Here is a 22902-nt window from a genome sequence, read left to right on the forward strand (position 1 = left end):
CATTGCTTCGCGCTGCATCTTCATACGACGCTGGCGTCACATGAGCCGCGTTAGGGTTTTCGCTGGCAGTCCGGCGCCATGCGCGTAAGTGGCCGGTAAGTTGCAGCGCTTATGTTTGAGCGTGAGAGCGGAACGTCGTCCGACACACACTCATGTTGCAGTGCCGCATGAGTGGTCGATGCAGAGTGACGGGCCGTGGCGCGATGATCGGTGAAACGACGCGCGAGGTTTGGAGACAGCGCGCCGCACGTTGCGGCGTCAACAAGACATGGCGCGCCAGACGCGCGCCGGCCAGGTTTTACGTTTCATCTTCACCAAGGGGTTGTCGATGTCTGCGATTGAATCGGTTCTTCACGAACGCCGTGTTTTCCCGCCCTCCGCTGAAGCAGCGGCAGGCGCCGCGATCTCCGGCATGGACGCGTACCGGGCGCTGGCCGCCGAGGCGGAACGCGATTACGAAGGTTTCTGGGGGCGCCTCGCGCGCGAGACGCTAAGCTGGAACACACCCTTCACCAAGGTGCTCGACGAGTCGAACGCGCCGTTCTACACGTGGTTCGAAGACGGCCAGATCAACGCCTCGTATAACAGCATCGACCGTCATGTCGAAGCCGGCAACGGCGAGCGCGTCGCGATCATCTTCGAAGCCGACGACGGCACCGTCACCAACGTCACGTATCAGGATCTGCTGCAACGTGTCTCGCGCTTTGCGAACGCGTTGAAGAAGCGCGGCGTGAAGAAGGGCGACCGCGTGGTGATCTATATGCCCATGTCGATCGAAGGCATCGTCGCGATGCAGGCTTGTGCGCGGATCGGCGCGACGCATTCGGTGGTGTTCGGCGGCTTCTCGTCGAAGTCGCTCAATGAGCGGCTGGTGGACGTGGGCGCGGTCGCGCTCGTCACGTCCGACGAACAGATGCGCGGCGGCAAAGCATTGCCGCTGAAAAACATCGCCGACGAAGCGCTTGCGATGGGCGGCTGCGAAGCAGTCACGAGCGTGATCGTGTACCAGCGCACCGGCGGCAAGGTCGCCTGGAACGAAGGCCGCGATCTGTGGATGCACGAGGTCACGCAAGGCGAATCGGATCAATGCGCGCCCGAGTGGGTCGGCGCCGAGCATCCTTTGTTCATCCTGTACACGTCGGGTTCGACGGGTAAGCCGAAGGGCGTGCAGCACAGTACCGGCGGCTATCTGCTGTGGGCCGCGCAGACCCTGAAGTGGACCTTCGACTGGAAGCCCTCCGACGTGTTCTGGTGTACCGCCGACATCGGCTGGATCACCGGCCATAGTTACATCACCTATGGTCCGTTGACGCTCGGCGGCACGCAGGTCGTGTTCGAAGGCGTGCCGACCTATCCGAACGCCGGCCGCTTCTGGGACATGATCGCCAAGCACCAAGTCTCGCTGTTCTATACGGCGCCGACCGCGATCCGCTCGCTGATCAAGGCCGCCGACGCCGACGAGAAAGTGCACCCGAAGAGTTACGATCTGTCGACGCTGCGCATCATCGGCACGGTTGGCGAGCCTATCAATCCGGAAGCGTGGATCTGGTATTACGAGAACGTCGGCGGCAGCCGTTGCCCGATCGTCGATACGTGGTGGCAAACCGAAACCGGCGGCCACATGATCACGCCGCTGCCGGGCGCGACACCTTTGGTGCCGGGTTCGTGCACGTTGCCGCTGCCGGGCATCATGGCCGCGGTCGTCGACGAAACCGGCCAGGACGTGCCGAACGGGCAGGGCGGTATTCTGGTGATGAAGCGTCCGTGGCCGTCGATGCTGCGCAACGTGTGGGGCGATCCGGACCGCTACAAGAAGAGCTACTTCCCCGAAGAACTCGGCGGCAGGTTGTACCTCGCCGGCGACGGCGCCGTGCGCGACAAGGACACCGGCTACTTCACGATCATGGGCCGTATCGACGACGTGCTGAACGTGTCGGGTCACCGGCTCGGCACGATGGAGATCGAGTCGGCGCTGGTGTCGAACCCGCTCGTCGCGGAAGCCGCTGTGGTGGGACGCCCCGATGCGACCACCGGCGAAGCCGTGTGCGCGTTCGTCGTGCTGAAACGGGCGCGTCCGGAAGGCGAGGAAGCGGTGAAGCTCGCCAACGAACTGCGCAACTGGGTCGGCAAGGAGATCGGTCCGATCGCCAAGCCTAAGGACATCCGCTTCGGCGAGAACCTGCCGAAGACGCGTTCGGGCAAGATCATGCGCCGCCTGTTGCGCTCGCTCGCGAAGGGCGAGGAAATCACGCAGGACGTGTCGACGCTGGAGAACCCGGCGATTCTCGATCAGCTCGGCGAGTCGCTCTGAGCCTGGGTTTGCCCGTGTGAACGGCAAGAGCGTGTCGAACGACACACTCTTGCTTCGACGCAGAACTTTGGTTGTGATGCCACACTGTTGAAGCCACCGCGCGGTCAATCCCGATTGCCTGCCCGGTGGCTTTTTGATACATAGGCGCATGGCCGCGCCGCACCACTCCTCTCACGCTACGCTCAATCCGCCGCCCGAACCGCCCGCGGTCTCGGCAGCGATGGCGCGCGCGCATCAAAAGTACTGGCGTTTCAACCTCGCCTTGATTGCGACGTTGATGACCTTGGGCTTCATCGTGTCGTTCGTCCTGCCGTTGATGGCGCCGGCTTTGGCGCAGGTGCGGGTCGGCGGCTTCAGGTTGCCGTTCTATTTCGGCGCGCAGGGCGCGATCCTGATCTATCTGGCGCTCATCGTCGTCTATATCGTGCTGATGCAGCGCGCCGACCGCCGGCTGCAACGCGCTTTGGAAGCGGACGCCAGCGCCGGTGCCGACGCACTCACCGCGCTCGGAAACTGAGCCGATGAAGCTCACGAACCGGCTGATCCGCTACTACGCCCTTTACACACTCGGCTTTCTGCTTTTCATCTACGTGATGTGGCGCATCGAGCGCACCACCGGTCCCGGTGTGTGGATCGGCTATGTGTTTCTGTTCGTGCCAATCGCGGTGTATGCGGTGATCGGTCTACTATCGCGGACTTCCGACCTGGTCGAATACTACGTGGCGGGGCGGCGCGTGCCGTCCGCCTTCAACGGCATGGCGACGGCGGCCGACTGGCTTTCGGCGGCCTCGTTCATCGGCCTTGCCGGGTCGATCTATGCGACCGGATATGACGGTCTCGCGTATCTGATGGGCTGGACCGGCGGCTATTGCCTCGTCGCGTTCCTGCTCGCGCCGTATGTGCGCAAGCTCGCGCGCTACACGATTCCCGATTTTCTCGGCACGCGTTTTTCGAGCAACGCCGTGCGCGGCCTTGCGGCGCTGGCGGCGATCCTGTGCTCGTTCGTTTATCTGGTCGCGCAGATCCAGGGTGTCGGGCTGATCGCGACGCGCTTTATCGGCGTGGATTTCGCCGTCGGCATCTTCTGCGGACTCGCTGGCATTCTCGTGTGTTCGTTTCTCGGCGGCATGCGTGCCGTGACGTGGACGCAGGTCGCGCAGTACATCATCCTGATCGCGGCGATTCTGATTCCCGTGTCGATGATCGCGCACAAGGACGGCTTGGGCTGGGTGCCGCAATTCAACTACGGCCGTTTGATGGAGCGTGTCGAAGGCCTCGAGAAGCAGGTGCGCGACGCGCCGCTCGAGCAGACCGTGCGCGACGACTACCGACGCCGTGCCGCGTTGATGCAGATGCGGCTCGACACGTTGCCGCAATCGTTCGTCGACGAGAAGCTGCGTCTCACGCAAGAGGTCGCCGATCTACGCCGCCATAACGGCCCGCTACGCGAGATCAATGAGCGCGAGCGGGCGCTCGAACAGTTTCCACGCGATGCCGCCGCCGCGCAGATTGTCTGGACCCAGCGACGCGATGAAATGCTGATGCGCGCCGCCGCACCGGTGCCGATGCATGAGCCGTTCCCCGCCGTGAACGATGAAGACCGGCGCACCCATGAACGCAATTTTCTTTCGCTGCTGCTGTGCCTGTCGCTCGGCACGGCGAGCCTGCCACATATTCTGACGCGCTATAACACGACCACCTCGGTGGCCTCGGCGAGACGCTCTGTCGGATGGACGCTCTTTTTCGTCGCGCTGTTCTATCTGACAGTGCCGGTGCTGGCGGTGCTGATCAAGTACGAGATATTGACCAATCTCGTTGGCCATCATTTCTCGGATTTGCCACAGTGGCTCATGCAATGGCGCAAGGTGGAGCCGAGCCTGATCAGCCTCGCCGATACGAACGGCGACGGCATCGTGCGCTGGAGCGAGATTCAGATGCAGCCCGACATGGTCGTGCTTGCCGCGCCGGAGATCGCGGGGCTGCCGTATGTGATGTCGGGGCTGATCGCGGCGGGCGCGCTGGCCGCGGCGCTTTCCACCGCGGATGGTTTGCTGCTCACCATCGCCAATGCGTTGTCGCACGATGTGTACTACCACATGGTCGATCCGAACGCGTCGAGCCAGCGGCGCGTGACGATCTCGAAGATTCTGTTGCTGGGGGTCGCGCTGTTTGCCTCGTATGTGGCGTCGCTGAATACGGGGAACATTCTGTTTCTGGTGGGCGCGGCGTTTTCGCTGGCGGCTTCGAGCCTGTTTCCGGTGCTGGTGCTGGGCGTGTTCTGGAAGCGCACCACGCGGCTCGGCGCGGTGGCGGGTATGGTGGCGGGGCTGGTGGTGTGCATCTACTACATCGTCTCCACGTATCCATTCTTCACGCAGATGACGGGCTTCGCCGGCGCGCGGTGGTTCGGGATCGAGCCGATCAGCTCCGGCGTATTCGGCGTGCCGGCGGGCTTTCTGGTGGCGATCGGCGTGAGTCTGGTTGACCGCAAACCGGACGCTTACACGCGGGCGTTGGTGGACTATATCCGGCATCCTTAGGCCGGTTTGCGCGTGGGTCTGGCGCAGGGCGCGAAGTTTGCTATAATTCGGCTCCCCGCCGGAGAGATGGATGAGCGGTTTAAGTCGCACGCCTGGAAAGCGTGTATAGGTTAATAGCCTATCGGGGGTTCGAATCCCCCTCTCTCCGCCAGGAACGAATGATAAGCCGTTGAATCCGTAAGGATTCAGCGGCTTTTTGTTTTGGCTTGCCGCCCGAGCGTCAAACTGGGCTCTGCACGCCGTATCCGCACGTCGAACCCAATAGCGCAACGCACAATCCAACGGACCTTCGATGCGGTAGACTTCCGCGGAACCACCCCGGAGATCGCGCAATGGATCGCAAGGTCAATCTGCTATCTGGACTGAATCTGTCTACTGCAATTGGTGCGGAAATCGGCGCACTCTGCCGGCCGGTGGTGACACGATCGGACGGTACGGTTTATTACATCGACCACGCCAGCACCGACGCTCTGCGCGAAAAATATAAACATGATCCGAACGTCGACATCGGCGCGCTCGTCGATGTCGACGCCGTCTGGGGCAAGCAATCGCTCTCCGAAGCGCTAGGTGGCAAATCCGTCGACTACGTGATCGCATCCCATGTGGTCGAACATGTGCCCGATCTGGTCGGCTGGTTTGCCGAGATCGGCGCGATCCTCAAACCGGATGGCCAACTGCGTCTCGCGGTGCCCGACAAGCGCTTTACTTTCGATCTGATGCGGGAGGAGTCGCGCATCAGCGACGTGTTGAGCGCTCATATCGTGCGGGCACGCATTCCTCAGCCGCAGGCCATCCTCGACCATGTCGTGAATGTGCGTTACGACGTGAATGCAGGGGCGATCTGGGCCGGCCTCCCGTCCGGTGGACGGCCGGCGCATACGTTCGCGGAGGGCATGGCCGCTGCCCAGGATGCTTTTGCCAACGGCAATTATCATGACGTGCACGTCTGGGTGTTCACGCCAGCCACGTTTGCGCGGATTTGCCGCCTGCTCGTCGAAAACGGCCTGCTGAGCATGTCGTGCGCGAACTTCTTCGACACCACAAGAAACGAACTCGAGTTTCTGGTTCACATGCAGCGGTGCGCCGATGTCGAATTCGCATGCGCCAGTTGGGCGCGCATGGAAGCGGCCGCCGCACCGTTACCGCCGGACCAGCCTGCGGCATCGCTTCAGGTTCGCGCCGTGCCTTCGCGGCTGCATCGTGTGGTGCGGCGCGTGGGACGTCTGCTGTCGTAGTGCGAAGCAGAGGACCAGCGCTTCAGTTTTCGTCTGCTTGCGGCGCTCGCCTGTCTGGCTCGATTTCGACTCGACCACGCTCGTTTCTGAATCTTGCAGCCGCGGGTATTCTGTAATCTGTAAAATGCGCGGATGGAAACACACAGCATCCGCGACGCAAGTTCTTTGCGCTACGTAACCGGCCTCGATGGACTCCGTGCCATTTCGATGATGCTGGTCGTCCTGTTTCATTACACGAGCTATTTTTCCAGTCGCCTTTCCGGACTGGGCGGCGTTTGGTCCGTCATCGTGCGCATTGCGTCGACCGGCTGGATAGGCGTGGACGTGTTTTTCGTGATCTCGGGCTTTCTCATCACCACAACGCTATTGAAGCGGCCCGTCAGTTCAATCGCGTCATATTCGAAGTTCATTCGGCGCCGGGCAATTCGGTTGCTGCCGGCCTACGTCGCGAGCCTGCTGATATTCACGCTTGTTGCGCTGCTCATCGATCCGCATACCAAAGTGCTGAGAAACGAGTATTTGCTATGGACATTCACGGCCAGTCTGCAATCGCTGTTCGGCGACCGGGTTGCGCTGGCCGATCAACACTTCACCATGGCGCATTTCTGGACGCTCGCTGTGGAATGGCATTTTTATCTCGTCTTCCCGATTCTCGTTGCCCGTTTCCATTCGTACTTTCGCCCGGCTGTGGCGCTGTTGCTGGTGGCGATAGCGTTCAGGGTGGTGTGCCATTTTGCCGGGGTTTCCGACAACGGTATCTATACTTTCACGCTTTGCCGGATCGACTCGATTGCAGTAGGTTGTTTGTTGGCACTGGTGCCTGCCCATCTTCGTTCCAGGCAGTCCGCAGCGGTGGGCGTGCTCGGCGCGGTGATTTTCATGGCGGTCTGGATTGCGTTGGCCTGTTCGGATGTCCCATTCAAGACCTTGGCGTGGCTTCAGACGTTCGGATACACGCTGTTAGCGGTGTCCGTCGCGTTGATGATTTACCGGGTCATTCATTCCCCGCCGCGCTCGGTGATCGTGCGTGCGCTGGAATTCAAGCCGCTTACTGCAATAGGGCGCGCAAGCTATAGCCTATACATCTGGCACGTGCCTTTTTATCCCACCATCGTGCTGGTGGCGCAACACAACTTCACGGACATCAGGCTTGCCTATCTTGTCGCGGTATTGGCTGGCGTCGTGATGACAGCGGTACTCGGCAGCCTTTCTTATCTGCTCGTCGAATCCCGATTCACCCGGGCGCGTCCGGCGGTGCTGGCGTGAAGGCGGGGTGCCGCTTGATGTATGGCGGCGAGACCGGCCGCACGAGGCGGTAAACCAAAACAAATCATCTTGCTCTAAACTAGCGGCCGCCCAAGCCCCCCAGTCAAGAGCAAGAACGCCATGCCTCCAGCGCCCGCCGAGCCACCCGGTTCCTCATCCGTTAGTTTGCCGAAACACCCCGCATTTCAGCGTTTCTGGTGCACCCGCATCCTCTCGTCGCTGTCGTTCCAGATGCTCGCCGTGGCAATGGGCTGGCACATCTACGCGCTCACGCATAGCGCCTTCGCACTCGGCCTCGTCGGCCTCGCGCAATTTCTACCGATGTTCGTGCTGACGCTCGTCGTTGGACATGTCGCCGACCGCTACGACCGCCGCCGCATCGCGGCCATCTGCCAAAGCCTCGAAAGCGTCGCTGCATTGTTATTCGCTTTCGGCACCTTCGGCGGATGGATCAGCGCGCCCGTCATCTACGTGCTGGCCGCATGCGTCGGCGCGGCGCGCGCCTTCGAATCGCCCGCGGTGGCTTCGCTGTTGCCGGGCGTCGTGCCGCGCGGGCAGTTGCCCAAAGCGACCGCATGGGCCACTTCCGCGAATCAGACCGCGCAGATCGCAGGCCCGGCGTTGGGCGGTCTGCTCTATGGCATCGGCCCCGGCGCGGCCTATCTCGCCTGCACGCTGTCGTTCGCGGCCGCGGCCACGGCCGTGTGGGGCATCTCGCTACAGACGAAGCCGGCGAATCGCGCGCCCGTCACGCTTGAATCGGTGTTCTCGGGCATTGCCTTCATTCGCAAGGAACCTGTGATTCTCGGCGCGTTGTCGCTCGATCTGTTCGCCGTGCTGTTCGGCGGCACGACCGCGCTATTGCCGATCTTCGCACGCGATATGCTGCACACGGGGCCGCTCGGTCTCGGACTGTTGCGCTCGGGCACCGCCATCGGCGCGCTCGCGGGCACCATCTGGCTCGCGCATTTCCCGCTGCGTAACCGGCCCGGCGCGGCGATGTTCGGCGGCGTGATCGCGTTCGGCGCGGCCACGGTCGTGTTCGGTCTGTCGCATCAATTTCTCGTGTCGCTTCTCGCGCTGATGGTGCTCGGTGCTTCCGACACCATCAGCGTGGTCGTGCGTCTGTCGCTCGTGCAACTGCGCACGCCGGATGAAATGCTGGGGCGCGTCAGTGCGGTCAATTCGCTTTTCATCGGGACGTCGAATCAATTGGGCGAATTCGAATCCGGCGTGTCGGCGGGGTGGTGGGGCGCGCGTCCGGCCGTGCTGGTGGGCGGCGTAGCGACCATCGCAGTCGCCTTGCTATGGATGCGCTTCTTCCCCGAACTCCGGCGCACGCGCTCGCTGGAGCGCGAAGAGGAACTGGCGCCGAGCCATTGATCGACGCGAGACGTTGCGTCAGGCCTGCGCGGCACTCACACGCAGCGCGGTCCATCGCACCGTCGCCAGAATCGATGCCGCGACGATCAATGCGCCGCCGACCCACGCGGTCACCGAAATCCGTTCACCCAGCCAGATGCAGGCAAACAACGCCCCGAACGCCGGTTCGCTGCCCATCAGCAGCGAGACACGTGTCGGGCTGCTGCGTTTGATCGCGAAGTTCTGCGCGAAGAACGCGAACAGCGTGCAAGCGATCACCAGATAGCCGACATAGCCCCAGAACGCCGCATGTCCCGCAATCGAGGGCAAGGGCTGCCACTGCTGTGGCGCAAACAGCCAGGCGGCGGCCGCGCTGCCGAATGCCACCACGCCTGACTGAACCGCTGTCACCGAGAGCGGCGGCAGGGCCGAATCACGCATCACGCGTTTGGTCACGCATACCGTCAACGCGCGCAGCAGGGCGGCGAGCAGAATCAGCGCGTCGCCGGGATTGAGGCTCAGCGCGCCGTCGCCGGCGAGCAGCCATGCGCCCAGCAGTGAAAGCGCCACCGCCAGCCATTCGACACGGCTCGGCTTGCGCTTGAGCAACAACCATTCGACGATGGGCGTCAGCACCACGCACAAGCTGATCAGAAACGCGGCGTTGGCGGCGCGCGTCATCAGGATGCCGAACGTTTCGCACAGGAAGATGCCGAGAAGCAGCGCGCCAGCGATCAGCACGCCGCGCAGCGTGCGGCCATCGGCGGCGCGCAGGTGGCGCAGGGTGGGCGACAGGATCAAGAAAGTGATACCGAAGCGCAGCGCGAGCAAACCGAGCACCGGATAAAACACCAGGGCGCTTTTGACCACGCCGTAACTGGTGCCCCACACGACGGCGACGGCGAGCAGCATCAGATCGGACAACATGAGCAGGCGTTCTTGTTTCGACATGGACGGACCTCGAGCTAACGAGACCGTATTGTCGAACTTTGCGCCAAGCGTGATAATCGGGTCTCGGCGCATAGCGTTTATGTCGCAAATGCATTAATAGCCCGCCCGCACTCACGGACCTGGAACGATGACCCCAACCGAGCTTTTCGCGTTGCTACCGGACATGGCGGTTTTCGCGCGCGTCGTCGACGCCGGCAATTTCTCGGTGGCGGCGCGGCAACTCGGCAGCACGCCGTCCACGGTCAGCCGTCAGATCAAGCGTCTCGAAGACGCCCTGGCGACCCGTCTGCTGGAGCGTTCCACGCGCACGGTACGGGTGACGGAATCGGGTGCCCAGGTGGCGCGATTCTGTCGCGACATGGTGAGCGCAGCGTCGGGCGCGGTGGACGCCGCCGGGCAATTGGCCGGCAGACCGCAAGGCAAGGTGAGCGTGAGCGCACCGACCCAGTTCGCGAAGTCCGTGATACACCCGCTCATTCCCGGCTTCCTGCACGCTTACGACGAAGTCGACCTGCAACTCCTCTTCACCGACCACGACGTCGACCCGCTCGCGGACGATGTCGATCTGGTGATCCGCCTGACCGAGCATCCGCCGCAGGGACTCGCGGGGCGCCGGTTGGGCGCGGTGCGCTGGCTGCTGGTGGCGTCGCCGGCGTATTTGCGCGAACGCGGCGCACCGGCGCAGCCACGCGAATTGCAGAAGCACGCCTGCATCTACCTCGGCGAGACGGCCGACGACAACCGCTGGCGCTTTCGCCGCGGCACGGAGACACAGAGCGTCGACGTGAAGGGCCGCTACATCGCCAATCATGCCGGCGCGCGGCTCGAAGCCGCGCTGCAGGACTTCGGCATTGCGTGTGTACCGGAATTCGCAGCCTCGGAATCACTGCAGAGCGGCGAACTCGTGCAGGTCCTGCCGGACTGGAATCTCGAAGCACGCGCCTACGTTGGCTCGGTGTGGCTGCTGTATCCGCCGAATCGTTTCTTGCCGCCGAAGGTGAGGGCATTGATCGACTACCTCGTCGAGCATCTTCGCGACACGCTCGATACCGCCTGAGAACCACGGCACGCGAGACGAAAGTAGAATCGGCCGCGTAATCCATGATTCAATGCAGTCCCAGCGATTCGATCGATCACGAGGAGAACAGCATGAGCTTGCGCGAAACCGGACCGATTGCGGCGACTGTCTATCGCGGCGCTTCGATTGAGAACACGCATCTGGCGCACGTCGCGGTGGTCGACGCGAGCGGCCGCCTGTTGGCATCATTCGGCGATCCATCGCGTATGACGCTCGCACGTTCCGCAGCGAAGCCCGCACAAGCGTTGGCGGTGTTGGAAACCGGCGCGCTGGAGCGTTTCGGCTTCGACGAAGCTGACCTTGCGCTGATGTGCGGCTCGCACAGCAGTGAGGCGCGCCACATCGAGCGCACGCGACAGATGTTGGCCAAGGCGCAGGCGAGCGAAGCCGACTTACGCTGCGGCGGCCATCCGCCGCTATCCGACGCCGTCTACATCGACTGGCTCAAACGCGACTTCAAGCCGGGCGCCGTATGCAGCAACTGCTCCGGCAAACACGCGGGCATGCTGGCCGGCGCGCAATCGATTGGGGCAGCGATAGCGGGCTACGAGCGACCCGACCATCCGTTGCAGGTACGAGTAAAACACACGGTCGCGGACGTCTGCGATTTGCCTGACGACGCGGTGCAATGGGCGACAGACGGCTGCAATCTACCGACCCCTGCGTTTCCGCTAGACCGCCTCGCACGCCTGTTCGCGAAGCTAGCCGCCGCGGAGGACGAGGTATCGTCGCAAGCGCAGTCCATCACATCGCGCACGACGGCGCTCGCCCGAATCTACCGCGCGATGACAACGTATCCGGAATGGGTAGCGGGCGAGGGGCGCTTCTGCACGCAGCTGATGCAAGCTTTCGACGGCGCGCTGGTCGGCAAGGTGGGCGCGGACGGCAGCTACGCGATAGGCGTACGAGCATCGGAGCAGACGAAGAGGGCGGGCGCGCAAGGCGCGCTGGGCATCGCCGTAAAAATCGAGGACGGCAACGTCGGCATACTGTACGCGGTGGTCGCGGAACTGCTTGCGTTGCTAGACATCGGAACACTGGAACAGCGAGCGAAACTCGCGTCGTTTCACGCACCGAAGATGTTGAACACAATGGGCATCCCAACGAGCCGAATAACCTATTCGGTCGCGCTCCAACGCGCACCGGAAGCCTCCGCTCGATGAACGACCGCGACGGCGCGCGCAGCGCCGCCGGAAGAATGACTGCTGTGTCACGAACGCGGACTGTGCGAGAGCACAGATTCCAGATGCGCCACTACCGTAGCTGCGAGGGGGACCCGCTTAAAAGCTAGCGGTGTAAAGCCGCTTTCTTTGCCTACTTTCTTTGCGGCAAGCAAAGAAAGTAGGTGCCGCCCCGCACAGGGGCAACGCTAATAAACCACCGCGAATTCAAGGAAAGGCCAACAAACCAACAAGAAGCAACAGAAAAAAACCCCCAACTCAAGCAGCAACAACAGAAGGCACAACCCCAATAGCATTCCGAATAGCATCCGCCAACTCCGAGGCAGCGAACTTCGCCACATACCCATTAGCCCCGGCATTCTTCACATGCGCCTCATTAGCCGCCCCGGTAAGAGAAGAATGAATAATGACCGGAATATCGCGAGTCCGCTCATCAGCCTTAATTTGCCGAGTGAGCATAAATCCATCCATCTCAGGCATCTCAAGATCAGTCAAAACAAGGGCGATACTATCCTTGACACGAGTCCCATTAGCCTGCGCCTCGCGCGCAACCTGCTGCAACGTATTCCAGGCCTCTTCCCCAGTCTTGGTCATCACATAATCCGCGCCAATAGCACTCAAAGCCTGCTCAATGAGCTTCCGAGCAAACCCCGAATCATCAGCAGCAAGAATCTTCGCCCCACGCCGAATCCCCAACGCCTCCCCAACGGAAGTCGGATCCACACTAGGATGCTGTGACGGAAACACATCCCGCAAAACCTGCTCGACATCGATCACCTGGGCCAGGCGCGAATCACCTGTATTCCCATCGATCCGCGCAATGCTAGTAACCAGATTGCCCCCAGCCGCACCTTCGGCGGACAAAACCTGATTCCACTCCAGCCGCACGATATCGTCGACCTCTTCAACCGCGAACGCCTGCGTCGACCGAGCAAACTCCGTCACCAGCAAAATATTCAGCCCGCGCGTCGGCTGACACCCCATCAGCCGCGGCAAATCGATCACGGGAATGATCTGCCCGCGAATATCCACGGCGCCCATCACAAACGGCGACGAACCGGCGATCGGCGTAACCGTCGGCATGGTCGAGATTTCCCGCACCTTGAAGACGTTGATGCCATAAAGCTCATGCGCGTCGCTGCCGGGCACGGCGCCCAAGCGGTACAGCAACAACTCGAACTTGTTGGAACTCGTCAGGTTGCTGCGTTCATCGTTCGCGCGGTTTTCTACTGCCATCGAATCTCTCCAGGATTGCGTGTGATGCGCCATGCCACCGTTGCGTTCGATCCTGGCGCGCGCCCTACCTTTCTGTTATCGGCGCGGCGGACGGAAAGTTCAGCGATTCGACGGCGATTTCCTCGCATGCTCTGGTTAACGCGCAGCCGATATTGAGTTGAGGGCGGGAATCGGCGCAAGCGCAACGGCCGCAATCCAGCCCTGTCAAGGCATTCATATGAAGGTTACCTAAGGTTACAGAAGCGACAGCGTCGTATCACATGGCGCACAGCGCGCCTTCTAGAATTCACAGCGATAAAAGCGTGGCGCCGTCAGTGGCTCGCAAGCTGACCGCAAGGTAACCGCACAGTCGGCAGGAGCCTGAGGCGCACACGCATCGCAGTTGTTTCGCTTCCACCTCAAGGAGAACGTATGATCCGCTTGCCTCTCGCCACTATCACCAGCGCCTGCATGGCTGGCCTGCTCGTCGTCGCCGGCGCGGCCAACGCTCAAACAACGCCGGCAGCACCGGCAGCGGCTACGGCCGACGCCGGCCGTCTGCATGCCGCCGACCAGACGTTCATCGCGGACGGAACCAAGGCCGTCGCCACGCAACGCGACGCCGCCCGCATCGCGACGTCGCGCTCGACCGATCGCGACGTCAAGGCATTCGCCGAGCGCGTCTCGGCCGACAACGCGAAAATCTCCGATTCGCTGCGCGCGGCGAGCCCACGCGGCGTCGATGTGCCGAAGAACGACCCCGACGCAGCGGTGCTCGCGAGCATCAACAACCTGCGTGGCGCCGACTTCGACAAGGTCTATATCGAGCAGGTCGCGCTCGCCGGCGAACAGAAAGCGCTGTCGGCGTTCCAGGCGGAAATCGCTTCGGGCCGCGACGAACAGTTGAAGGACGCGGCGAAGAAGGCATTGCCGACCATCCAGGAACACTACGCGATGGCGCAGGAGCTCGCCAAGCGTAAGCATCTGCCGACCGCGCAGTAAGGCTTAACGCGCGTCACGTTGCGGCGTGGCGCGCGGCCGTTCGAATGCGTGGTTTTCGGCGATAATCGGCTTCGCTCTTTCGAGTCCGCTGCGCGCAGGGTCTTGCGCGATGCATCGTTTGCGATTCATCTTGCGTGATGCGCGAACCTCGAAAGCTCCCACCACTTTCACGCGCATTCGACCAAAGCTCTCCGCATGAGCAAGTCCGCCAATCTGCCGCAACAGTTGGACCATATGCTTCGGCAAGCCGTCGCGCTTCAGCGCAACGGCGCTTTCACCGAGGCCGAGGAACTCTATCGCGAGATTCTCGAACTCAAGCCCCGTCATTTCGACGCGCTGCAATTGCTGGGCGCGCTGACGCTGCAAGCGGGCCGCCTGCAAGAGGGCGTCGAGTTACTCAGAAAAGCGCTTGCCATCAACGCGAAGCAGGCGCCGCTTCATTCGAATCTGGCCTATGCGTTGAACGCTTTGCAGCGATTCGACGAAGCCCTCGCGAGTGCCGAGCGCGCGCTGGCCTTGCAGCCCAAATTTCCCGACGCACTGAACAATCGCGGCAACGCGCAAGCCGGCCTGAATCGGCCGCTCGATGCGCTCGGCAGTTTCGATCGCGCGATTGCCCTGATGCCGGATTTCGCGCCGGCCTGGAACAACCGCGCGTGTGTGCTGCGCGATCTGGGCCGTCCCGCTGATGCGCTCGCAAGCTGCGACCACGCGCTCGCGCTGCAACCGAATTATCCGGATGCGTGGAGCAATCGCGGCAACGCGTTCAGTGACCTGAACCAGCCGGAAGAAGCGGAACGCTGCTACCGTCGCGCGCTCGAATTGGCCCCGGCATTCGCCGATGCCTGGAACAATCTCGGCCTGACGCAGATCGACCTCAATCAGCACGCGCAAGCGCTGTCGTGTTACGAACGCGCGTTGGCCGTGAATCCAGATGCTGTGGAAACACATTGGAATGAATCGCTGTGCCTGCTGCAAATGGGACAGCTCGAGGCCGGCTGGCAAAAATATGAATGGCGCTGGGAGCGCAGCCGCATCAAGGCAAGCCGGCGCAGTTTTGCGCAACCCCTTTGGCTGGGCGATTTTTCGATCGACGGCAAGACGATTCTGTTGCACGCGGAGCAGGGCCTCGGCGACACGCTGCAGTTTTGCCGCTACGCCGCGCTGGTGTCGAAACTCGGCGCCGAGGTCGCGCTCGAAGTGCCGCCCGAGTTGATGCGTCTCATGGCCACGCTCGATGGCGTGGACCAATTGATCGAAGCCGGCCAAACGCTGCCGCCGTTCGATTGCCACTGTCCGTTGCTGAGTCTGCCGCTTGCATTCAAGACCGAGCTCGACAGCATTCCATCGACAACGCCTTATCTCATCGCAAACGCCGAAGCGGCTCGCCAATGGCACGATCGGATTCACGCGCAAGCAGACGGCCGCCTGAAAGTCGGACTCGTGTGGGCGGGCGGAAACCGGCCGCATGTCGCGGAGCTTCGCAAGAACGATGCACGCCGTTCGATCGCTTTCGCACAACTCGCGCCGCTTTTCGAGGTGTCGAACGTGCAGTTCTTTAGCCTGCAAAAAGGCCCGGCGGCACAGCAACTCGAAAGCAGCGAGTGGGGCGAACGCGTGATCGATTACAAGGAAGAACTCAACGACTTTGCCGACACCGCAGCGTTGGTGGCGAACCTCGATCTGGTGATTTCCGTGGACACGTCCACCGCGCATCTGGCCGGCGCGCTCGACAAGCCGGTCTGGATTTTGAACCGCTTCGACACCTGTTGGCGCTGGATGCTAGAGCGTACCGATACGCCGTGGTATCCGCGCGCCCGCTTGTTCCGGCAACCGGCGCTCGGCGATTGGGACAGTGTGATGCAAGCCGCGCGTGACGCGCTGAGCGCATTGGCTACGGACGTGGCGCATTCACGATAACGATCCCGTTCGCACCCGCCACGTTCCCTGCGCGCTGGCCGACGCGTTTGCGCGGACGCGCGTAGACTGAATGTCCGTTTATGGACGGCTAAGCCACGGAGATTGATCAATGGAATACAGACATCTGGGTGCATCCGGTTTCAAGGTGCCGGTGCTGAGTTTCGGCACGGGCACATTCGGCGGCAAGGGCGAGTTTTTCCAGGCGTGGGGCGCGACCGACGTCGCCGAGGCGCGGCGTCTGCTCGACATCTGCTTCGATTCGGGCGTCACCATGTTCGACAGCGCGGACATCTATTCGAGCGGCGCGTCCGAATCGGTGCTCGGCGAAGCGCTCAAGGGCAAGCGCGACAAAGCGATCATCTCGACCAAGGCGACCTTCCGTTTCGACGATGGACCGAACAGCGTCGGCTCGTCGCGCTTCCATCTGATTCAGGCCGTGGACGCGGCGCTCAAGCGCTTGCAAACCGATTACATCGATCTGTTCCAGTTGCACGGCTTCGACGCCAGAACGCCGATCGCCGAAGTCATGTCCACGCTCGACGATCTCGTGCGCGCCGGCAAGATCCGCTACACCGGCGTGTCGAATTTCTCCGGCTGGCATCTGATGAAGTCGCAGGACGTGGCAGATCGCTACGGCTATCCGCGCTACGTCGCGAATCAGACCTACTACTCGCTGGTCGGACGCGATTACGAGTGGGAGCTGATGCCGCTCGGCGTCGATCAGGGCGTGGGCGCGGTGGTGTGGAGTCCGCTCGGGTGGGGGCGTCTCACGGGCAAGATCAAGCGCGGCCAGCCGCTGCCCGATTCGAGCCGCCTGCATAAAACCGCCGACATGGGGCCGCCGGTGCCGGACGAGTATCTGTTCCGCGTGCTCGATGCGATCGACGAGATCGCGGCCGAAACCGGCAAGACCGTGCCGCAGATCGCGCTGAACTGGCTGCTGCAGCGGCCGACCGTATCGACGGTGCTGATCGGTGCGCGTAACGAGGAACAACTGCGGCAGAACCTCGGCGCGGTGGGCTGGAATCTGACGCCCGAGCAGGTGGCGAAGCTCGACGCGGCGAGTGCCGTGCGTCCCGCTTATCCGTACTGGCATCAGGAAGGATTCGAGGAACGCAATCCGAAGGCGGTGTAAGCGCGCTTTCGCCTCTAGGCGCGCTGCGTGTCACGTGCTCCGGTTCGGACTCATTTCGCGAGTTCGGCTGGAGCGGCGAACAGTTGGCCGTAGTAGCGGCGGCCGGCGTCGAGATGCGTGCCGAAGGCAAAGCCTTGCGCGAGCATGGCATCGAAGTCGGCTCGTTCGATTTTCATCACGTAGCTGTGTTCGGTGGTGACGAGGCGGCACGCGGTGCCGGACGCCGCCGCCGCGCTGAACCACTTGCCCGCGCCAGCATGGTCCGCCGGGAAAGCGTGCGGACCCACTTCGACTTGCCAGCCGCCGTCCAGCAGAATCCACATGGCCTGATCCTCAGCAGTTGCCGCGCTGTCGTTGCATTGCGCGACGACCGTGCCGGCCTGCGCTTCCCATTCATGCGAGTGGGCGATCACCCATCGCAGTTGGTCGGTCGTCAGGCTCGTAAAGAACGGCGTGTGCTTCAGCAAATGAAGGTATGTGACCGAGGGTTTCATGGTCGTGCTCCTCGTCGTGATGGAAGTGGCGGCCGGTTGAGGTTGGGCATCGCATGCGCCGATGAGAACCGGCAGCACAACGGCGCATGCGATCAGCGAAATTGCTTTCACGGCGGTATGCCTTGACGTCACGTTCAACGTTGAACCCGCGCTTCCAGCAAATCGCCCATACCGATTTGCTTGGCGAACTCGATGCGCACACGCTCCGACACTTCAAGCACCTCGCGCGCGCCGTCGCCGACGAAGTCGATCACCGAACGCATCGGCCGCCCGCCTGAAGGCAGGCCGACGATCCGCACGATTTCATCGGCCACGGCTTGCGGATCGGCGTCCTCGGGCGTCAGTTCGGACAGGCGCTGGCCGATCTGATCCATCACGCCGTCGTAGCGTGCGTAGGCCGCGGCGCGTTCGGTATCGGCCGGCTTGCCCGCGCTCGGGAAGTGAGCGGTGCCGCGTGTGAACGCGCCCGGCACCACGATCGAGGTCTCGATGCCGAAGCGCGCGATCTCATATGCGAGCGAAACCGCCAGCGAATCCATTGCGGCCTTCGCGGCGCCGTATGGACCGAGGAAGGGAGGAAAGCCGCCCTTGGTCGTCGAACTGCTGATCCACAGCATCAAGCCGGCTTCCTGCTTGCGCAGATAAGGCAGCACGGCGCGGTTCACGCGCTGCGCGCCGAACAGGTTGGTGTCGAACACCTTCACCATTTCTTCGGGCGTGAAGGCTTCGCTCGGGCCGACCACCAGATGGCCGGCGTTTTGCATCACCACGTCGAGCCGTCCCTGTTCGCGCACGACCGTCGCGGCGGCGGCATCAGCCGATGCTTGCGACAACACGTCGAGTTCAAGCGGATGCAACTGGATGTCCTTCGCTTTCGCAAGCGCGCGCATTTCATCGGCGCGTGGCTTATTGCGTCCTTCGACGTCGCGCATCGTCGCGTAGACAATGTGGCCGGCTTCGGCGAGCGACTGTGCGCTGAGTTTGCCGATACCCGTACCGGCGCCCGTCACGAGGATGATCTTCTTCTGCATTTTTCTTCTCCGATTCGATGAAAGTGAGGCGGCTCGTCAGAGCCTGCCCGCAGCGATGTGCACCGAGCGCGTCAAGCAATACCGCCGTTCGCACGCAGAATCTGCCCGTTGACCCAACCCGCGTCCGGACCGGCGAGGAACGCCACCACCGACGCAATATCGTCCGGTTGGCCGAGGCGTTGCAGCGGCGGCATCTTCGCGAAGGTCTGGATCTGTTCTTCGGTCTTGCCGTCGAGGAACAGCGACGTCGCGATCGGACCTGGCGCCACGGCGTTGACGGTGATGTTGCGGCCGCGCAGTTCCTTGGCGAATACATGTGTGAAGGATTCGACGGCCGCCTTGGTCGCGTTGTAGATCGCATAGCCCGGCATGTTCAGCGCCAGTGTGGTGCTCGAAAAGTTGACGATGCGCCCGCCGTCGTTCATGCGCGCAGCGGCTTCCCGCAAGGTGTTGAAGGTGCCGCGCACGTTGATGTCGAAAGTCTGGTCGTAGAGCGCGTCACTGGTGTCGGCGAGCGGCACGGTCTTGAGCACGCCCGCGTTGTTGACCAGCACGTCCACTTTGCCGAGCTGCTGTTCGGTGGTCTCGAACATGCGGCGCACGTCGTCGGCGTTCGACACGTCGGCCTTCACCGCGACGGCTTTGGCGCCGGCTGCCGTGAGTTCCGCGACGAGCGCATCGGCTTCGGCCGAACTGGATGCGTAATTGACCGCGACCGCGAAGCCGTCCTTGGCCAGACGTTGCGCGACCGCTGCGCCGATGCCGCGGGACGCGCCGGTGACGATAGCGACCTGGGCGTTTTTAGGCGTGTTCATGATTCGTTTCCTTGTGTCTGTTGGGTGGGTGAGGTGAATCATGGACTCTTTCCGCGCATAGATAATCGGGTTAGACTTGGCATCATCATTCCATTTGCTTTAACAATTGACGAACGGACCACTCGACAGGCGTCACAAACAGCCACCCACAGCCACACACAGGCACCAACCATGGATCGTTTCGAGGAAATGCGGGTTTTCATACGGATCGCGGAGCGGCAAAGCTTCACGCGCGCCTCGGACGACCTGCAGATTCCGCGCGCCACTGTGACCAATCTGATGAAGCGCATGGAGCAGCGGCTCGGCGCGCGGCTGCTCGAGCGCACCACGCGCACGGTGCGTCTCACGCACGACGGCGAGGCGTACTACCGCCGCTGCGTGCGTCTGATTGCCGACATGGAGGAGGCCGAGGGCTCGTTTTCGAACCTTGCGCCGAAGGGTTTGTTGCGGGTGAACTTGCAGGGCACGCTGGCGCGGCACTTCGTGGTGCCGGCGCTGCCGGCCTTTCTCGCGCGCTTTCCCGATATCGAACTGACCATCGGCGAAGACGACCGGCTCGTCGATCTGGTGCGGGAGGGAGTCGACTGCGTGCTGCGGGCGGGCAATCTGCAGGATTCGTCGATGGTGGGGCGGCGCGTCGCGCAATTGCCGCAAGTGACGGTCGCGAGTCCGGCGTATCTCGACGCGTATGGCGAGCCGGCCGAGCCGTCGGCGCTGTCCACGCATCGGGCCGTCAATTACGTGTCGAGCGCGACCGGCAAGGCCGTGCCGCTCGAATTCAGCGTGGCGGGCCGCGAGGTGGCGATGGTCCTGCCGTCTGCGGTGTCGGTGACCGGCACCGAACTCTATACGGGCTCCGCGCTGGCGGGGCTCGGCATCGTGCAGGTGCCGCAATACCGGGTGGCGGCCGAACTGGCGACCGGGCGGCTGAAAATCATTCTTGCGGACTTTCCGCCGCCGCCCATGCCGGTGTCCGTGCTCTATCCGCAGAACCGTCAGTTGTCGTCGCGGGTGCGAGTGTTTGCGCAGTGGCTGCGCGATATTTTCGAAGCGGCAACGGCGACCACCGGCGGCGCGCTGTGAATACGCGCGTCTAGGCCGCCGCGCCGTGGGCGTCGAGGATGTTGATCAGCATGATGTCTATTCCCTGACTGCGCACGGTCGCGAGCGAATAGCGGCAGTGGTGTCCTGCACCCCGAGCCGTGCCCGATCATGCGGCGCCAAGAAATCCTGAACCGGACCAAGCGGCACGACGCCGGTCGGATTGATGCCCCGGTGACTCTCGTAGTAATGCCGCTTGATGTGCGTGAAATCGACCGTCTGCGCAATGCCGGGCAACTGATAGATATCGCGCGTGTAGGCGGACAGATTCGCGTAATCGGCGATGCGGCGCAGATTGCACTTGAAGTGGCCGACGTAGACGGCGTCGAAGCGGATCAGCGTCGTGAACAACCGGATATCGGCTTCGGTGAGTTGCGCGCCGGTCAGATAGCGTTGCGTCGCGAGTTGCGCGTCGAGCCAGTCGAGCGTTTCGAAGAGCGGCGTGACGGCTTCTGCGTAGGCCTGCTGCGTGGTGGCGAAGCCCGCCTTGTAAACACCATTGTTCAGCGTGTCGTAGACGCGCGCGTTGATCGCGTCGATTTGCGGACGCAACGGCGGCGGATAAAAATCGCCGGGCTTGGCGCCGATGCCGTCGAACGCCGAATTCAGCATGCGAATGATTTCCGACGATTCGTTGCTGACGATCGTGGCGCGCTGCTTGTCCCACAGGATCGGCACCGTGACGCGGCCGCTGTAGTGAGGATCGGCGGCCGTATAGACCTGGTGCAGCAGCTTCGCGTGATTGACGCTGTCGGCCACGACGCCGGGGCCGTCCGCGAAGGTCCAGCCGTTTTCCAGCATCAGCCAGTGCACGACGGAGACGTCGATCATCGCTCCAAGGCCTTTGAGCGCCCGCACGATCAAGGTGCGATGCGCCCACGGGCAGGCGAGGCTCACATACAGATGGTAGCGTCCCGCTTGCGCTTCGAAGCCGCCGCTGCCGCTCGGACCGGACGAGCCGTCGGCCGTCACCCGGTTGCGAAACGCCGCGTCCTTGCGCACGAAACGGCCGCCGGTCGACTTGGTGTCGTACCAGCGGTCCTGCCATTGTCCGTCCACTAAAAGTCCCATGTCGCCGCTCCTTGTGCGTACGCCGTCGTGACGCAACCGCGCGCAATGAATGTTCCAGGCGCGGCGTCGGCCGCGTTTGCAGTGGCTCGTCGCTGGCTCGTGCGGCTTTTCCGAAAGCCCGCGCCTACCGTGCTTGCGGCCAATGTTGCCGCCATATCGCCATAGTGGACTAGCAGCGGCGCTTTGCCGTACCATCTTTTCGTCGAACTCGTTCGAAGGAGTAGAACATGTTGTCGGAAGACGAACTGGCTTTGCTCGACGCGATACGCGAGACCGGCAGCCTGTCGCGCGCGGCGGCGCGCCTCGGCAAGGCGCCGTCCACGATCTCGCATGCCGCCCGGCAACTGGAGACGCGCTTCGACGCGCTGCTGTTCGACCGGCGCCGCTACCGGCTGCAGCTCACGCCCGCCGGCCAGCTTCTCGCCGACGAAGCCGCGCGTCTCATGCTCGACATGTCGCGCATGACGCAGCGCGTGAAGCAGATCGCGAGCGGCTGGGAAGACCGCCTTTGGGTGGTCACGGACGAGATTCTCGAATTCGAACTGCTGATGCCGGTGGTACGCACCTTCGATGCACTCGACTCCGGCGTCAAGCTGCGCTTCACGCACGAAGTATTGAGCGGCACCTGGGAGGCGCTGCGCGACGGCCGTGCCGATCTGATCGTGGGCGCGACCAACGAGCCGCCGGCGATTCCCGGTCTGCGCTGGTTCGAACTCGGCGTGATGGAGTGGGTGTTCGCGGTGTCGCCGCGCCATCCGTTGGCGGGTGTCGAGGGGACGCTCGGCCGCGAACGGATCCTCGAACATCGCGCAGTGGTGGTGGCGGATTCATCGCGTACGACGGCGGGGCGTGCTTATGGTTTGATCGGCGGACAGGCGTCACTCGCCGTGCCGTCCATGCGCGCGAAGATCCTGGCGCAGCGCGACGGCCTTGGCGTGGGCTGGTTGCCGCGTCAGCGCGTCGCGACGCTATTGAAGCAGGGCGAGCTGATCGAGAAAGCGACCTCCGATCCGCGCGAGCCGAACGTGCTGTACGTCGCGTGGCGTGGCGATCATGAAGGGCGCGCATTGCAGTGGTGGCTCGAACAGTTGCGGCAACCGCGGCTCGCGAAACGCCTCGTGCGCGGCGTGGATTTGACGATCGGCGCGTGACGCTCACGCCGTTGGTCGGGGAATCAGCGGCGCTTTTTATAGA

19 protein-coding genes and 1 tRNA gene are annotated in these 22902 nt (G+C 62.8%); 14 read left to right on the forward strand and 6 right to left on the reverse strand.

The features are described 5' to 3' along the window. Positions 1-328: 328 nt before the first annotated feature. The 7 genes from acs (at position 329) to ACQKRQ_RS37100 (ending at position 8735) form a co-directional block, all read left to right on the forward strand. Positions 329-2311, forward strand: a complete 1983-nt coding sequence (gene acs, locus ACQKRQ_RS37070; RefSeq protein WP_427482591.1) for an acetate--CoA ligase — start codon at positions 329-331, stop codon at positions 2309-2311. A gap of 148 nt (positions 2312-2459) precedes the next feature. After that, the gene (locus tag ACQKRQ_RS37075) at positions 2460-2828 is read left to right on the forward strand and encodes a DUF4212 domain-containing protein (RefSeq protein WP_132375192.1); all 369 of its coding nucleotides are present in this window, start codon (positions 2460-2462) and stop codon (positions 2826-2828) included. 4 nt (positions 2829-2832) lie between these two features. Beyond that, positions 2833-4851, forward strand: coding sequence for a sodium:solute symporter family protein (locus ACQKRQ_RS37080; protein ID WP_132375191.1), 2019 nt, complete (start codon positions 2833-2835; stop codon positions 4849-4851). A 60-nt stretch (positions 4852-4911) separates the two neighbouring features. Next, a tRNA-Ser gene (locus tag ACQKRQ_RS37085) sits at positions 4912-5002 on the forward strand. 181 nt (positions 5003-5183) lie between these two features. After that, positions 5184-6086 (forward strand): methyltransferase, encoded by a 903-nt coding sequence (locus tag ACQKRQ_RS37090; protein ID WP_427482593.1) that lies wholly within the window; start codon positions 5184-5186, stop codon positions 6084-6086. A gap of 132 nt (positions 6087-6218) precedes the next feature. Then, positions 6219-7352: an acyltransferase family protein gene (locus ACQKRQ_RS37095; RefSeq protein ID WP_427482594.1), complete on the forward strand. Its 1134-nt coding sequence runs from the start codon at positions 6219-6221 to the stop codon at positions 7350-7352. Positions 7353-7472: 120 nt separating this feature from the next. Then, positions 7473-8735: an MFS transporter gene (locus ACQKRQ_RS37100; protein WP_427482595.1), complete on the forward strand. Its 1263-nt coding sequence runs from the start codon at positions 7473-7475 to the stop codon at positions 8733-8735. 18 nt (positions 8736-8753) lie between these two features. Here the strand turns inward: ACQKRQ_RS37100 and ACQKRQ_RS37105 are convergent, their stop codons facing one another. Next, entirely contained in the window at positions 8754-9665 is a 912-nt protein-coding gene (locus tag ACQKRQ_RS37105; RefSeq protein WP_132375163.1) for a DMT family transporter, read from the reverse strand. Positions 9666-9792: 127 nt separating this feature from the next. Here ACQKRQ_RS37105 and ACQKRQ_RS37110 point away from each other — a divergent pair, with 127 nt between their 5' ends. Continuing rightward, entirely contained in the window at positions 9793-10722 is a 930-nt protein-coding gene (locus ACQKRQ_RS37110) for a LysR family transcriptional regulator (protein ID WP_427482597.1), read from the forward strand. 92 nt (positions 10723-10814) lie between these two features. After that, positions 10815-11906 (forward strand): asparaginase, encoded by a 1092-nt coding sequence (locus tag ACQKRQ_RS37115; RefSeq protein ID WP_427482599.1) that lies wholly within the window; start codon positions 10815-10817, stop codon positions 11904-11906. A gap of 276 nt (positions 11907-12182) precedes the next feature. Here ACQKRQ_RS37115 and ACQKRQ_RS37120 read toward each other — a convergent pair whose 3' ends face one another. Continuing rightward, positions 12183-13160 carry a chemotaxis protein gene (locus tag ACQKRQ_RS37120; RefSeq protein WP_132375160.1) on the reverse strand — a complete coding sequence of 326 codons (978 nt, stop codon included), beginning with the start codon at positions 13158-13160 and terminating at the stop codon, positions 12183-12185. Positions 13161-13571: 411 nt separating this feature from the next. On the opposite strand from ACQKRQ_RS37120, the gene ACQKRQ_RS37125 reads away from it, so the two are divergent. The 3 genes from ACQKRQ_RS37125 (at position 13572) to ACQKRQ_RS37135 (ending at position 17196) form a co-directional block, all read left to right on the forward strand. Beyond that, entirely contained in the window at positions 13572-14141 is a 570-nt protein-coding gene (locus ACQKRQ_RS37125; RefSeq protein ID WP_427482601.1) for a DUF4142 domain-containing protein, read from the forward strand. Positions 14142-14336: 195 nt separating this feature from the next. Continuing rightward, complete coding sequence (locus tag ACQKRQ_RS37130) at positions 14337-16061, forward strand: tetratricopeptide repeat protein (RefSeq protein WP_427482603.1); 1725 nt, start codon at positions 14337-14339, stop codon at positions 16059-16061. 109 nt (positions 16062-16170) lie between these two features. Continuing rightward, positions 16171-17196, forward strand: coding sequence for an aldo/keto reductase (locus ACQKRQ_RS37135; protein WP_132375157.1), 1026 nt, complete (start codon positions 16171-16173; stop codon positions 17194-17196). A 50-nt stretch (positions 17197-17246) separates the two neighbouring features. Here the strand turns inward: ACQKRQ_RS37135 and ACQKRQ_RS37140 are convergent, their stop codons facing one another. The 3 genes from ACQKRQ_RS37140 to ACQKRQ_RS37150 all read right to left on the reverse strand — a co-directional run bounded on the left by ACQKRQ_RS37140 (position 17247) and on the right by ACQKRQ_RS37150 (position 19536). Continuing rightward, positions 17247-17690, reverse strand: a complete 444-nt coding sequence (locus ACQKRQ_RS37140; RefSeq protein ID WP_427482604.1) for a hypothetical protein — start codon at positions 17688-17690, stop codon at positions 17247-17249. 134 nt (positions 17691-17824) lie between these two features. Then, positions 17825-18721, reverse strand: coding sequence for an SDR family oxidoreductase (locus ACQKRQ_RS37145; RefSeq protein WP_427482606.1), 897 nt, complete (start codon positions 18719-18721; stop codon positions 17825-17827). Positions 18722-18792: 71 nt separating this feature from the next. Beyond that, entirely contained in the window at positions 18793-19536 is a 744-nt protein-coding gene (locus ACQKRQ_RS37150; protein WP_427482608.1) for an SDR family oxidoreductase, read from the reverse strand. Positions 19537-19707: 171 nt separating this feature from the next. Between ACQKRQ_RS37150 and ACQKRQ_RS37155 the strand changes: the two genes are divergently transcribed. Next, positions 19708-20619, forward strand: a complete 912-nt coding sequence (locus ACQKRQ_RS37155) for a LysR substrate-binding domain-containing protein (RefSeq protein WP_427482609.1) — start codon at positions 19708-19710, stop codon at positions 20617-20619. A 57-nt stretch (positions 20620-20676) separates the two neighbouring features. Here the strand turns inward: ACQKRQ_RS37155 and ACQKRQ_RS37160 are convergent, their stop codons facing one another. Next, the gene (locus tag ACQKRQ_RS37160; RefSeq protein ID WP_427482610.1) at positions 20677-21708 is read right to left on the reverse strand and encodes a glutathione S-transferase family protein; all 1032 of its coding nucleotides are present in this window, start codon (positions 21706-21708) and stop codon (positions 20677-20679) included. Positions 21709-21935: 227 nt separating this feature from the next. Here ACQKRQ_RS37160 and ACQKRQ_RS37165 point away from each other — a divergent pair, with 227 nt between their 5' ends. Beyond that, positions 21936-22859, forward strand: a complete 924-nt coding sequence (locus tag ACQKRQ_RS37165; protein WP_427482611.1) for a LysR family transcriptional regulator — start codon at positions 21936-21938, stop codon at positions 22857-22859. Positions 22860-22902 lie beyond the last annotated feature (43 nt).

Origin of the sequence: Paraburkholderia sp. NPDC080076, from assembly GCF_050281145.1 — a bacterium.
Lineage (GTDB): Bacteria > Pseudomonadota > Gammaproteobacteria > Burkholderiales > Burkholderiaceae > Paraburkholderia.